We start from the raw sequence: 12,517 nt of genomic DNA, 5'->3' as shown, positions 1-12,517 counted from the left end.
GTCGGTAATGATGAGACGATTTTAAGATAGCTTCGCGTCCTGAAACAATGAGATTGAAAGGTTCGGCGCAGGCGGTATTGACAATAAAAAGGAAACATCATCATGAAAAAGATTACGCGGGTATCGATTCGGGTTGCGGCGGTTGCGGTAATGATTTCGGCGATGTCAGGGTGTGCGATGAGCCGGACGCAGGCGCACGCGGGGATTGGGGCTGCAGCGGGCGGCGCGTTGGGCTATGTTTTGACGGGCGGCCCGTTGGGAACGGTAGCTGGCGCGGCGGCGGGCGGGTTGGTCGGCGCCGGAGTGAGGTAAAAAGGCGGCGCTCTTTCGGCTTCCTGCTTCTGCGTCTTGATTAGCTGCCACAAACACGGGTGGCGAAGCGTGTGGGTATCTGTGGACGGCGGGGGAGGGTTTCAGCTGTCCCGGGTTATGCGCTGAGCGTTCTTTTGAAGTCCCTGGCAGATATACGTGCACGCTCGGGACACTTAAGAATTAGCGGTTGAAAGGCGTTTTCTTTGCTTCGTTTCTTTGTCGCCGAAGGACCAAGAAATGAAGTCCCGCCACGGACAGTGGCTAACAGTGCTAAGAATATCAACGCACAAAGAATGCGCAAAGACTCAAAAAAGCGGCACCCGGCATCACCACCCCGTCGCAACCCCTCCCAGCGCCAGCGTTTCCCCCGCCCCATTCCCGTATAATCGACAATCCAGAATCAGGCCCTGGCCCCGCGCGCATTGGCAGAGTTCAAAAGCCCATCCCCGCGCCGAGCCGTAAAAAACAGCAGACCCGCAAGCCATGAAAGCCGCCGACATCCGCGAGAAATTCCTCAAGTTTTTTGAATCGAAGGGCCACACGATTGTCCGCTCGTCGAGCCTTGTGCCGGGCAACGATCCCACGTTGCTGTTCACGAACTCCGGCATGGTTCAATTCAAGGACGTGTTCCTGGGCACTGAAACCCGCCCGTACTCGCGCGCAACCACCTCCCAGCGCAGCGTACGCGCAGGCGGCAAGCACAACGACCTCGAAAACGTCGGCTATACGGCCCGCCACCACACGTTTTTCGAAATGCTTGGCAACTTCTCGTTCGGCGATTATTTCAAACGCGACGCGATCCATTATTGCTGGGAATTGCTGACCAAGGTCTACGGCCTCCCGCCGGAAAAGCTGACCGTCACGGTCTACCAGGAAGACGACGAAGCCTTCGCCATCTGGGAAAACGAAATCGGCGTGCCGAAAGAGCGGATCATCCGCATTGGCGACAACAAGGGCGCGCGCTACGCGTCGGATAACTTTTGGACCATGGGCGACACCGGCCCGTGCGGCCCGTGCTCGGAAGTGTTCTACGACCACGGCCCGGAAGTATGGGGCGGGCCGCCGGGATCTGCTGAAGAGGACGGTGACCGCTTTATCGAGATATGGAATCTCGTGTTCATGCAGTTCAATCGCGACGCTCAGGGCAACATGACGAAGCTGCCCAAGCAGAGTGTGGATACCGGCATGGGTCTCGAACGTCTCGCGGCTGTCCTCCAGCATGTGCACAGCAATTATGAAATCGACCTGTTCCAGGCGCTGATCAAGGCTGCAGCCCGCGAAACCAGCACGCCGGATCTTACGAACAATTCGCTCAAGGTCATCGCCGACCATATCCGCGCGTGCTCGTTCCTGATTGTCGATGGCGTCATTCCCGGCAACGAAGGCCGTGGTTATGTGCTGCGCCGGATCGTGCGCCGCGCGATCCGTCACGGTTACAAGCTCGGCCGCAAGAGCGCGTTTTTCCACAAGCTCGTGGCCGATCTGGTCGAGGAAATGGGAGCGGCCTACCCAGAGTTGAAAGACGCCCAAACGCGCGTCACGGAAGTGCTGAAACAGGAAGAAGAGCGCTTCTTCGAGACCATCGAGCATGGCATGTCGATGCTCGAAACAGCGTTGGCCGAACTCGATGCCAAAGGCTCCAAGCAACTCGACGGCGAACTCGCATTCAAGCTGCACGACACGTTCGGTTTCCCGCTGGATCTGACGGCGGACGTGTGCCGCGAGCGCGGTATTACGGTGGACGAAGCCGCCTTCGACGAGGCCATGGCGCGTCAGCGCGAACAGGCGCGCTCGGCTGGCAAGTTCAAGTCGGCGCAAGGCCTTGAATACGCAGGTGAGAAAACCACGTTCCACGGCTACGAAAACGAGATTTTCGACGACGCGAGGATCGTTGCAATCTATGTGGATGGGGCATCGGTGAAAGAAGCGCAGGCCGGGCAGCAAGCCGTGGTCGTGCTCGATCATACGCCGTTCTACGCGGAGTCGGGCGGCCAGGCAGGCGACCAGGGTGTGCTCGCGAACGCCGCCGTGCGTTTTGCCGTTGCCGATACGCTGAAGGTGCAATCGGACGTCGTCGGTCATCACGGCACGGTCGAGCAAGGCACGCTGAAAGTGGGCGACGTGGTGAAGGCTGAAATCGATACGGTCCGGCGTCTTCGCACGGCGCGTAATCACTCGGCGACGCACCTGATGCACAAGGCGCTGCGCGAGGTGCTCGGCAGCCACGTGCAGCAAAAGGGTTCGCTGGTCGATCCCGACAAGACCCGCTTCGACTTCGCGCACAACGCGCCCATGACGGACGAGCAGATTCGCCGCGTGGAAGAAATCGTGAATGCCGAAGTGCTGGCGAATGCGCCGGGCGTCGTGCGCGTGATGCCCTACGACGAAGCCGTGAAGGGCGGCGCAATGGCGCTCTTCGGCGAGAAATACGGCGACGAAGTGCGCGTGCTCGACCTTGGCTTCTCGCGCGAATTGTGCGGCGGTACGCACGTGAATCGCACGGGCGATATCGGCCTGTTCAAGATCGTGATGGAAGGCGGCGTGGCGGCGGGAATTCGTCGCGTGGAAGCCATTACCGGCGACAACGCCGTGCGTTTTGTGCAGGAACTCGACGCGCGCATCAACGCGGCATCGGCGGCATTGAAGGCGCAGCCGTCGGAACTGACCCAGCGCATCACGCAGGTTCAGGAACACGTGAAGTCGCTGGAAAAGGAACTTGGCGCGCTGAAGTCGAAGCTGGCGTCGAGCCAGGGCGACGAACTCGTGTCGCAAGCGGTCGAGATCGGCGGCGTGCATGTGCTGGCTGCGCAATTGCCGGGCGCGGATGGCAAGACGCTGCGCGAAACCGTCGATAAATTGAAGGACAAGCTGAAGAATGCGGCGATCGTGCTCGCTGCCGTCGATGGCAACAAGGTCAGCCTGATTGCGGGCGTGACGGCGGAGGCATCGAAGAAGGTGAAGGCGGGCGAACTCGTGAACTTTGTCGCGCAGCAAGTCGGCGGCAAGGGCGGTGGGCGGCCGGATATGGCGCAGGCCGGCGGCACCGAGCCGCAGAATCTTGCGGCGGCGCTCGCTGGCGTCAACGAGTGGGTCAAGGCGAAGCTCTAAGCAATCGTCAACGATGTCAGCAAGCCCGCCGTGTGTGCAGCACGGCGGGCTTTTTCATCTCAATCGTCCGTTGCAAGCAGATCGACAGGTACGCACCTTGCGGATTCTTGGGGCAGCGCGGACACGAAGTTCGGCGCATCGACTATAAAAGGATCACATTCATGAATCGGAAATTTGTCACGCTCGCACTCGCATCCTCGATGCTGTTTGCAACTGGCGCGGTGTATGCCAAGGGATGTCTGGAAGGCGCGGCAGTCGGCGGCGTGGCGGGTCACGTAGCGGGCAAGCACGGCGCGGTGGGCGCGGCTGGCGGTTGCGCGATCGGCCATCACGAGGCGAACAAGAAGGACAAGCAGGCGCAGCAGGCCGCGGCGGCAAGCCAACCGGCCGGAAAGTAAGTCGGAACAGTCCGCATAGGTCTTAGGCCCGGGCGATGAAACTCGCGGCAGCGTCTTAATGGCGTTCCCGCGAATTCGGACGCGAACCGCTAAAATGATGGCCACCTCCACATCGCCCTGCCTCCCGACCGCATGCAACACTTCGCCTCCGACAATTACGCCGGCATTTGCCCGGAAGCACTGGCAGCGCTTATAGAAGCCAATAACAGCGGCCACGAGCCGGCTTATGGCGACGATTCCTGGACTCAAGGCGTGTGCGATCGCATCCGCGACCTGTTCCAGACCGATTGCGAAGTGTTCTTCGTCTTCAACGGCACGGCCGCCAATTCGCTGGCGCTGGCCTCTCTCTGCCAGTCGTATCACTCGGTGATTTGCCACGAACTGGCGCACATAGAAACCGACGAATGCGGCGGCCCCGAATTTTTCTCGGGCGGCTCAAAGCTGCTGACGGCGCCGGGTATAGATGGAAAGCTGACGCCCGATGCCATCGAAACAATCGTGACGCGGCGCGCGGATATTCATTATCCGAAGCCCAAGGTCGTCACGCTCACGCAATCCACCGAAGTGGGCACCGTTTATAGCGTCGAGGAAATTCGCGCGATTGCAGCCATTGCCAAGCGCCGGCATTTGAAAGTGCACATGGACGGCGCGCGGTTTGCGAACGCGGTGGCGTCGCTCAACGTGCATCCGTCCGAAATCACGTGGCGCGCGGGCGTGGACGTGCTGTGTTTTGGCGGCACGAAAAACGGCTTGCCGGTCGGCGAGGCGGTGATTTTCTTCGACAAGACACTGGCCGTCGATTTCGCGTACAGGCTCAAGCAGGCGGGGCAACTGGCGTCGAAGATGCGCTTTATTTCCGCACCCTGGCTGGGACTTCTGAACAACGATGTCTGGCTGCGCAACGCGAAACATGCCAACGCGATGGCCCAGTTGATGGCCGAACGGCTTGCCGGCATAGATGGCGTGAAGGTGATGTTCAAGCCGCAAGCCAACGCTGTTTTCGCCGAACTTCCGCCGCATGTGGCGCAGGCGCTGCGCGCGAAGGGCTGGAAGTTCTATCAGTTCATCGGCTCGGGCGGCTGCCGGCTGATGTGCGCATGGGACACGCTGGCCGAGACGGTGGAACAATTCACGGACGAAATCCGCGCGCTGTGCGCCGCCCGCTGACCTCTCGAACTCACGGAATTCCAACATGATCGAATACCAATTCTGTCCGCGCGACGCGAATAAGCTGGTCGAACGTGCCGATGTCGCGCATGAGGGCGGTCGTGTGCGGCTTGCGTGTCCGGACCCGGAATGCGGTTTCGTTCACTGGAATAACCCATTACCGGTCGTTGCGGCGATCGTGGAATACGAGGGCAAGATCCTGCTGGCGCGCAACGCGGCGTGGGTCGAGGGCATGTTCGCGCTGATCACGGGCTTTCTCGAAAACGGCGAGACGCCGGAAGAGGGCATCGCGCGCGAAGTGCTCGAAGAGACCTCGCTGGTGGCGGAATCGGTGGAACTGGTTGGCGTATATGAGTTCATCCGCAAGAACGAGCTGATCATTGCTTATCACGTGAAGGCGAACGGGACGATCTCGCTGTCGCCGGAATTGCTCGAATATCGGCTGGTCGAGCCGGCGAACCTGAGGCCGTGGCGCGCGGGAACCGGCCACGCGGTGGCGCAATGGATGCGCCGGCGCGGGCTGGCGGTGGAATATGTGGACCGGCCGGGGCAGTAAGTGCGGCCGGTGCGCCTGAAAACGTGACATTTCGTGCCATTGACGGACGCGATTGACGGACTCTCGCGGCACTCCTAACATGCCTGACGCAGACTACAACGGGGACACGTCATGGCTTTCATCTTTTATCTCACGCATATCTATCTTGGTTTCGACGCGCTGGCGTCGCTCGACGGCGAGTGCGCGCGCATTGGCATCAAGCGGCCGCTGATCATCACGGACAAGGGTGTGCTCGCGGCGGGACTGGTTTCGCAGACCGTTCAGGCGATGACTCTCGACGCTGGCGCTGTTCCCATTTTCGACGAGACGCCGTCGAATCCGACTGAAGCCATGGTGATGAAAGCCGCCGCGCTCTACAAGAGCGAAGGCTGTGACGGCCTGATCGCGGTGGGCGGCGGTTCGTCCATCGACCTGGCGAAGGGCGTCGCGATTGCAGCAACGCATCCGGGCACGCTCACCGAATACGCGACCATTGAAGGCGGCAGCAACAAGATCACATCGCAAGCAGCGCCGCTGATTGCCGTGCCGACTACATCGGGCACTGGCAGCGAAGTAGCGCGCGGCGCGATCATCATTCTGGAAGACGGCCGCAAGCTCGGCTTTCATTCGTGGCATCTGCTGCCGAAGTCGGCGATCTGCGATCCATCCCTGACGCTGGGCTTGCCGCCCATGCTGACGGCGGCGACCGGCATGGACGCGATCGCGCATTGCATCGAAACGTTTCTTGGCTCCGCGTTCAATCCGCCGGCCGACGGCATTGCGCTCGACGGGCTTGAACGGGCATGGGCGAATATAGAAAAAGCGACGCACGACGGCCAGGACCGCGATGCGCGGCTCAACATGATGAGCGCGTCCATGCAGGGCGCGATGGCGTTCCAGAAGGGCCTGGGATGCGTGCATTCGCTCTCGCACCCAATGGGCGGGCTGGTCATAAACGGCCGCACCGGCCTGCATCACGGCACGCTGAACGCGGTGGTTCTTCCGGCCGTGCTGCGCTTTAACGAAAGCGCGCCGAGCGTGGTCGCGGACAAGCGTTTTGCGCGCATGCGCCGCGTGATGAATCTTCCCGCCGATGCAGACCTTGCCCAGGCGCTTCACGACATGACGGAACGCCTCGGCTTGCCGACGCGCCTGTCGCAAATGGGCGTGGAAGAAAGCATGTTCGACAAGATCATTCAGGGCGCGCTCGCCGATCATTGCCACAAGACGAATCCGCGCGAGGCGAGCGCGGAGGATTATCGGCGCATGCTCAAGGAGTCGTTCTGATCCATGAGCCGGCCTGTACCTGCAACGCGCGCGGCCTATCCGCACTTCCTGCCCATCAATACGCGCTGGTCCGATAACGACCTCTACGGCCACGTGAACAACGTGGTGTACTACAGCTACTTCGATACCGTGGTGAACGAGTATCTGATCTGCAAGGGTGCGCTTGATCCGGAGTCCGGCAAGACCATCGGCCTTGTGGTCGAGACGCATTGCAGCTACTTTGCGTCGCTGGCGTTTCCCGAGCGTATCGATGCAGGTCTTCGCGTTGCTCGGCTCGGTACGACGAGCGTGCGGTACGAAGTCGGCATCTTCAGCGCCGGGTCCGATCAACCAGCGGCGCAAGGGCATTTCGTGCATGTCTATGTGGATCGCAATACGCGCCGTCCGGTGCCGCTGCCCGACGCGCTCGTGGCCGCGCTCGAGCCGCTCGTGACAGCCTAGGCGCGTCGACCGTGGACGCATTCGTTCAGTGGTTCGCAATCAACCTTCTGAATGGAGTGAGCGTCGGGTTGTTGCTGTTCATGCTGTCGGCGGGGCTCACGCTGATCTTCAGCATGATGGGCATCCTCAACTTCGCTCACGCGAGCTTCTACATGCTCGGCGCGTATGTTGGCTACGCGCTCGCGGCGCGGTGGGGCTTCTGGTTCGCGCTGGTTGTTTCACCATTGATCGTTGGCGCGCTTGGCGGGGCGTTCGAGCGCTTCCTGTTGCGGCGAATCGCAGTGCGCGGCGCGCTTGCCGAACTGTTGCTGACATTCGGCGCCGCGTATCTGATCGCTGAAGCGGTCAAGCTGGCCTGGGGCCTTGCCCCGTTCAACGCGCTTGTTCCGCCTTCTCTCGATGGTCCTTTGTTCACGCTTTTCGGTGCCGCATTTCCGCGGTATCGGGCGTTCATGATGTGTGTGTCCATCGCGATGCTCGTGGCCTTGTATGCGGTGTTGCGGGTATCGCGCATAGGCCTTGTTGTACGGGCTGCGCTCACGCACGCATCGACAGTCGAGACGCTCGGGCACGACGTGCCGCGGGTGTTCACCCTCGTCTTTGCCGCCGGCACGGCGCTTGCCGCGCTGGCCGGTGTGATCGGCGCGCCGTTGTTCGTGATCGAACCGTCGATGGCCGATAACATCGGGCCGATCGTGTTCGTGGTGGTTGTCGTGGGTGGACTGGGATCGATCGGCGGTGCGCTTGCGGCTTCGCTCTTGATTGGTTGCGTGCAGACGTTCGCGGTTGGGACAACAGTGTCGCTGGGTGCGATCTCAAGGGCGATGGGCGGCGCGTTGCCGCCTGCCTGGGCCGCATTGAGCATCGCGCAGATCGCGCCCGTGCTGCCCTACGTGCTGCTTGTCGCCATGCTTGCGTTGCGGCCGCGCGGACTTTTCGGACAGCGTAGCGATGACGACGCATAGGCTCAGAGGTCTTGCGCCGTGGCTGCTGCTCGCCGCAGGTCTCGCGTTGCCGCCCGTGTTCGGCGCCCAAAGCTGGCTGCTTGCGTATCTCGCGCAAACCGCGACCATGATCGTGTTTGCGCTTTCATTCAATCTGCTGCTCGGCGAGACTGGCTTGCTTTCCTTTGGTCACGCCGTATACGCAGGTCTTGGCGCGTTTGCCGCCGCGCATTGCTTCAACCACTATCGCGTGCCATTGCCATTGCTGCCTTTCATCAGCGGTCTTGCTGCCTCGCTCGCCGGCGTCGTGTTCGGCTTCTTGTCGACTCGCCGGGCCGGCACCACGTTCGCGATGATCACGCTGGGTATCGGTGAAATGGTTGCTGCGGCGGTCTGGCTCGTGCCGGGATGGTTCGGCGGCGAGGGCGGTGTTTCCATCGATCGTGCGAGCGGACCCGCGATTGCCGGCCTGAGCTTCGGACCCTCGATCCAGGCATATGCGTTGATTGCCGCCTGGTGTCTGCTCGCGTGTGTCACGATGTTCGTTTTTTCGCGCACGCCATTTGTACGCGTGGCAAACGCAGTCCGCGACAACCCTGTGCGCGCCGCGGCCATTGGCTTCGATCCGCGGCGCGTGCGCTTCGTCATAGTGGTTATGGCGGCATTCTTCGCGGGTGTCGCGGGCGGTCTCGGTGTGATCAACGTGGAGCTTGCATCGGCGGAAGGCGTGGGGTTGGCGCGCTCGGCAAGCGTGCTGATTGCCGTGGTGATCGGCGGAACGGCCACGTTCTTCGGGCCGATACTTGGCGCCGTGCTGCTCACGTTTTTCAGCGTCGCGGTGGCGAGCGTGTCGCCTGCATGGGTGGCATACCTCGGGCTGTTTTTTGTGTGGACCGTAGTCGCCGCACCGAAGGGAATTGCCGGGGTGATGGCCGAGAGATCGCGCGGCGGATTTACCGGAACAGCGCTTGTTTCAGGTGCTTTCGTTGCGTGGCTGATTGCCATTGTCATCTTGATGGAACTCGCCTACGCACTTCAATTCGATAGCCACGGCGACGGCCTTGCGCACGTCGCGGGCTTGCTGCTCGATGGTCATCGAATCGGGCCGTGGGGCTTCGCATTGTTCAGCGCCATGGTCGCCTTGGCGCTTACAAGACAATCCCGGCGCGCTCGATGAACACCGCGCTCGAACTCAGGCAAATCACGAAGCGCTTCGGCGCCACGCAGATCCTGCGCGGCGTTGATCTTAGCGTTCGGCAAGGCGAACGTCATGCGTTGATCGGGCCGAACGGCGCGGGCAAATCGACGCTGTTCGATCTTGTCGCGGGACGCACGCGGCCAACGAGCGGCCGTGTCATTCTAGATGGCGTGGATGTCACGGGGTTGCCTGCGTATCGGCTGGGACGCATGGGCCTTGCGCGCAGCTTCCAGACCTCCAGCGTGTTCGCCGGTCTCAGCGTATGGGACAACCTTCGATGCGCGGTGCTTGGCGCCCAGACATCGTGGAAAGCGAGATGGTTCGGGTCGAACGCAATCGATCATGAAACCCGGCGGGTCCTTGAATCAAACGGTTTGTTCCAGCGCAGGGGCGAACCCGCTGCAAACCTCAGTCATGCGGAACTGCGCGCGCTGGATCTGGGGCTTGCGCTGGCATCGGGCGCGTCCACAATCCTGCTCGATGAACCCACTGCCGGCATGAACCGTTCGGAAGCGGCGCGTGCACTCGCGTTGATCCGCGCGGCAACACAAGGTAAGACGCTGTTGATTGTCGAGCACGACATGGAAGCCGTTTTTGCACTCGCCGACACGCTCTCGGTGCTGGTGCACGGCCGCTTGATTGCAAGCGGAGCGCCCGATGAAGTTGCCGCGAACGCAGCCGTTCGATCGGCGTATCTCGGTGACGCAATATGACCGCGCTCCTTGAAATCGAAGGCCTGAACGCATGGTACGGGTCAAGTCACGTACTGCATGGCGTGAGCTTGTGTATCGATGAAGGCGAGGTCGTCGTGCTTGCGGGGCGCAATGGTTCGGGACGCTCCACGCTTGCCAAAGCGCTGATGGGACTCGTGCGTGCAGAAGGCGTGGCGAATTATCGCGGGGTATCGATACTTGGAAAGCGGCCGCACGCCATCGCGCGAATGGGCCTGGGTTATGTCCCCGAACAGCGCGATGTTTTCCCCACACTAAGCGTTCGCGAGAACTTGTTACTGGGAATAAAACGTGGTGGATCGAGTTTCGACATAGCAAACGCCGAGCAGCTTTTCCCGATACTGCACGAACGCAAGGCCGTGAAAGCGGGTCTCCTGTCCGGCGGCGAACAGCAGATGCTTGCACTCGCGCGCACCTTGATGGGCGATCCGTCGTTCGTGATCGTCGATGAACCCACGGAAGGTCTTGCGCCTCAGATCGTGGCCCAGGTCGCCGCGTGCCTGAAGAGCTTGCAGGCGCGAGGCGTGGCTATTCTGCTGATCGAACAGCGCATGACGATTGCGCGTGAACTCGCAACGCGCATTGCCGTAATGGGGCATGGCACGATTGTTTTCGACGGCACACCCGATGCGTTCGCAGCAGACGAACGCATCACACGGGAATGGCTTTCCGTAGGCAGCTGACTAGGAAGCCTTGCTGTCCCTTTCCACAATCCACTCGTGCTTCGGGTCGTTCTTGAAGTGCCAGGTGCGTTTGTCGCCGGCCATCACGTTCAGATAGTAGTTGTCGTAACCATACGGCACCACGACCGGATGATAGCCGCGCGGCACCATGACCACGTCGTGATCTTCAACGGCCATGGTTTCGTCGATATCGCGTTCATCCGTATACACGCGCTGAAACGCGAATCCTTGCGGCGGATTCAGCCGATGATAATAAGTCTCTTCGAGCGAGCTCTCCACCGGCACGTTGTCTTTGTCATGCTTGTGCGGCGGATAGCTCGATGCATGACCGCCAGGCGTCTTCACTTCGACAACGAGCAAGCCTTCGGCCGGTTCGGTTTGCGGAAGAATATCGCATACGTATCGCGTATTCGCGCCCTTGCCGCGAGTCGATCGTTTCATTTGGGAAGGCTCGATGAGCCGCGGTGGATATATCCCGGTAGCGGGCGCGCTTGCCACGCCGATCTCGGCATCGCGATCCGCACGCACGGTTGCGGCGAGTTTCGGCGGCAGATACACGGCATAGGGCGCGGTGTCTTCGAATACGCTGTCGCGCGAACCGAGCTTTTCCCACGTGTGATCGCCTGCCTCGATGCTGACGGTTCCCGACAACACCACGATGCACACCTCGCGTTTCGCTTCATTCACATGCACGATATCGCCGGTTTCGAGCCGATACGCGGCGAACCCCACATGCTTCCACAACGCAGTTTCCGGCGTGACGCGTGCAATGGTCTGACCTTCGCGCGACGCCTTGACGAGCAGGCTCATGCTGCCTCCTGAAGGGATTGGTCAACGAGCGCGCGTAGCGTCTTGTAGCCTTTCTCTGCATACGCATAGCTTGTTGCAATAACGGGGTCTTGCTCAGCTTCAACCACCAGCCAGCCGCGATACCCCTGCCGTTTCAATCGCGCGATGATCGATGGAAAGTTCACCGCGCCGTCGCCGGGAACGGTGAACGCACCGTTGATGACAGCGTCGAGAAAACTCCAGTTGCGATTGCGCGCGAGCTTGATGATGTCGGGCCGCACGTCCTTGCAATGAACATGGCAAACCCGGCCGATGTGTTTGTCGAGCACGGCGAGCGGATCGCCGCCCGCGAACGTGATATGTCCTGCGTCGAATAGCAGGCCAACCGAATCGCCGGTCAGGCTCATCAGCTTGTCCACGTCCGAAGGCGTCTCGACATATGCGCCCATGTGATGGTGGTACGCCACGCGAACGCCTTTCGACAAGGTATATTCAGCGAACGTGTCGAGACGTCTTGCGTACTCGGACCATCGATCATCGGAGAAAAAACGGGGGCGCTGATAGAGCGGCCGCGGGGAACCCTGAATCGAATCCGCCACCTCGCCGTAGACCATCACCGTCGCGCCGTTCTTCGCCAGCAGATCCAGATGCGGACCCACGGCGGCGATTTCGTCTTCCGCGCTGCGCTCGGCGAGGCGTCCGGAATACCAGCCGGACACGAGCGCCAGATCGTATTCAGCCAGCAGCGTTTTCAGCGCTTGCGCTTCACGCGGGAATTTGTTGCCAAGCTCAAAGCCTTCGTAGCCAATCTTCTTGCCTTCGGTCAGCGCGACGCTCAGCGGGGTTTCGCCGCCGAGGGAGGGCAGGTCGTCGTTCATCCATGAAAGCGGATTGATGCCGATTCGTACGTCGAACGTGCTCATC

General features: G+C 61.1%; 13 protein-coding genes. 11 read left to right on the top strand and 2 right to left on the bottom strand.

The features are described from left to right. The first annotated feature begins 102 nt into the window (after positions 1-102). The 11 genes from ACRWA7_RS27765 to ACRWA7_RS27715 all read left to right on the top strand — a co-directional run bounded on the left by ACRWA7_RS27765 (position 103) and on the right by ACRWA7_RS27715 (position 10,804). Positions 103-312 carry a hypothetical protein gene (locus ACRWA7_RS27765; RefSeq protein WP_060819724.1) on the top strand — a complete coding sequence of 70 codons (210 nt, stop codon included), beginning with the start codon at positions 103-105 and terminating at the stop codon, positions 310-312. Between the two features lie 483 nt (positions 313-795). Then, positions 796-3,420 carry an alanine--tRNA ligase gene (alaS, locus tag ACRWA7_RS27760; protein WP_438393552.1) on the top strand — a complete coding sequence of 875 codons (2,625 nt, stop codon included), beginning with the start codon at positions 796-798 and terminating at the stop codon, positions 3,418-3,420. Between the two features lie 200 nt (positions 3,421-3,620). Further along, complete coding sequence (locus ACRWA7_RS27755; RefSeq protein ID WP_438396804.1) at positions 3,621-3,818, top strand: hypothetical protein; 198 nt, start codon at positions 3,621-3,623, stop codon at positions 3,816-3,818. A 132-nt stretch (positions 3,819-3,950) separates the two neighbouring features. Beyond that, positions 3,951-4,985, top strand: a complete 1,035-nt coding sequence (locus ACRWA7_RS27750) for a threonine aldolase family protein (protein WP_438393550.1) — start codon at positions 3,951-3,953, stop codon at positions 4,983-4,985. Between the two features lie 25 nt (positions 4,986-5,010). Next, positions 5,011-5,541 carry an NUDIX domain-containing protein gene (locus tag ACRWA7_RS27745; RefSeq protein WP_060819719.1) on the top strand — a complete coding sequence of 177 codons (531 nt, stop codon included), beginning with the start codon at positions 5,011-5,013 and terminating at the stop codon, positions 5,539-5,541. A gap of 111 nt (positions 5,542-5,652) precedes the next feature. Further along, complete coding sequence (locus ACRWA7_RS27740) at positions 5,653-6,807, top strand: iron-containing alcohol dehydrogenase (RefSeq protein ID WP_438393548.1); 1,155 nt, start codon at positions 5,653-5,655, stop codon at positions 6,805-6,807. Between the two features lie 3 nt (positions 6,808-6,810). Then, entirely contained in the window at positions 6,811-7,248 is a 438-nt protein-coding gene (locus ACRWA7_RS27735; protein ID WP_438393545.1) for an acyl-CoA thioesterase, read from the top strand. An 11-nt stretch (positions 7,249-7,259) separates the two neighbouring features. Further along, on the top strand, positions 7,260-8,213 hold the full coding sequence (locus ACRWA7_RS27730) for a branched-chain amino acid ABC transporter permease (RefSeq protein ID WP_438393542.1): 954 nt from the start codon (positions 7,260-7,262) through the stop codon (positions 8,211-8,213). Continuing rightward, positions 8,200-9,369 carry a branched-chain amino acid ABC transporter permease gene (locus tag ACRWA7_RS27725; protein WP_438393541.1) on the top strand — a complete coding sequence of 390 codons (1,170 nt, stop codon included), beginning with the start codon at positions 8,200-8,202 and terminating at the stop codon, positions 9,367-9,369. Before ACRWA7_RS27730 ends, ACRWA7_RS27725 begins: the two co-directional genes overlap by 14 nt. Further along, complete coding sequence (locus tag ACRWA7_RS27720) at positions 9,366-10,103, top strand: ABC transporter ATP-binding protein (protein WP_438393540.1); 738 nt, start codon at positions 9,366-9,368, stop codon at positions 10,101-10,103. Before ACRWA7_RS27725 ends, ACRWA7_RS27720 begins: the two co-directional genes overlap by 4 nt. Further along, positions 10,100-10,804, top strand: coding sequence for an ABC transporter ATP-binding protein (locus tag ACRWA7_RS27715; RefSeq protein WP_438393539.1), 705 nt, complete (start codon positions 10,100-10,102; stop codon positions 10,802-10,804). Before ACRWA7_RS27720 ends, ACRWA7_RS27715 begins: the two co-directional genes overlap by 4 nt. Here ACRWA7_RS27715 and iolB read toward each other — a convergent pair whose 3' ends face one another. Further along, positions 10,805-11,614, bottom strand: coding sequence for a 5-deoxy-glucuronate isomerase (gene iolB / locus ACRWA7_RS27710; protein ID WP_438393537.1), 810 nt, complete (start codon positions 11,612-11,614; stop codon positions 10,805-10,807). It abuts the gene before it with no gap. Then, on the bottom strand, positions 11,611-12,516 hold the full coding sequence (gene iolE, locus ACRWA7_RS27705) for a myo-inosose-2 dehydratase (protein ID WP_438393535.1): 906 nt from the start codon (positions 12,514-12,516) through the stop codon (positions 11,611-11,613). The genes iolB and iolE overlap by 4 nt, the downstream gene beginning before the upstream one ends. Position 12,517: the final 1 nt, after the last annotated feature.

This window comes from Caballeronia sp. DA-9 (assembly GCF_051615025.1).
GTDB lineage: Bacteria > Pseudomonadota > Gammaproteobacteria > Burkholderiales > Burkholderiaceae > Caballeronia > Caballeronia sordidicola.
This window is presented reverse-complemented; position numbering and strand designations above follow the sequence as displayed.

Coding starts and splice junctions, on each gene's coding strand:
- ACRWA7_RS27765 (WP_060819724.1), top strand. CDS start 103: ATGAAAAAGATTACGCGGGTATCGATTCGGGTTGCGGCGGTTGCGGTA.
- alaS (WP_438393552.1), top strand. CDS start 796: ATGAAAGCCGCCGACATCCGCGAGAAATTCCTCAAGTTTTTTGAATCG.
- ACRWA7_RS27755 (WP_438396804.1), top strand. CDS start 3,621: ATGCTGTTTGCAACTGGCGCGGTGTATGCCAAGGGATGTCTGGAAGGC.
- ACRWA7_RS27750 (WP_438393550.1), top strand. CDS start 3,951: ATGCAACACTTCGCCTCCGACAATTACGCCGGCATTTGCCCGGAAGCA.
- ACRWA7_RS27745 (WP_060819719.1), top strand. CDS start 5,011: ATGATCGAATACCAATTCTGTCCGCGCGACGCGAATAAGCTGGTCGAA.
- ACRWA7_RS27740 (WP_438393548.1), top strand. CDS start 5,653: ATGGCTTTCATCTTTTATCTCACGCATATCTATCTTGGTTTCGACGCG.
- ACRWA7_RS27735 (WP_438393545.1), top strand. CDS start 6,811: ATGAGCCGGCCTGTACCTGCAACGCGCGCGGCCTATCCGCACTTCCTG.
- ACRWA7_RS27725 (WP_438393541.1), top strand. CDS start 8,200: ATGACGACGCATAGGCTCAGAGGTCTTGCGCCGTGGCTGCTGCTCGCC.
- ACRWA7_RS27720 (WP_438393540.1), top strand. CDS start 9,366: ATGAACACCGCGCTCGAACTCAGGCAAATCACGAAGCGCTTCGGCGCC.
- ACRWA7_RS27715 (WP_438393539.1), top strand. CDS start 10,100: ATGACCGCGCTCCTTGAAATCGAAGGCCTGAACGCATGGTACGGGTCA.
- iolB (WP_438393537.1), bottom strand. CDS start 11,614: ATGAGCCTGCTCGTCAAGGCGTCGCGCGAAGGTCAGACCATTGCACGC.
- iolE (WP_438393535.1), bottom strand. CDS start 12,516: ATGAGCACGTTCGACGTACGAATCGGCATCAATCCGCTTTCATGGATG.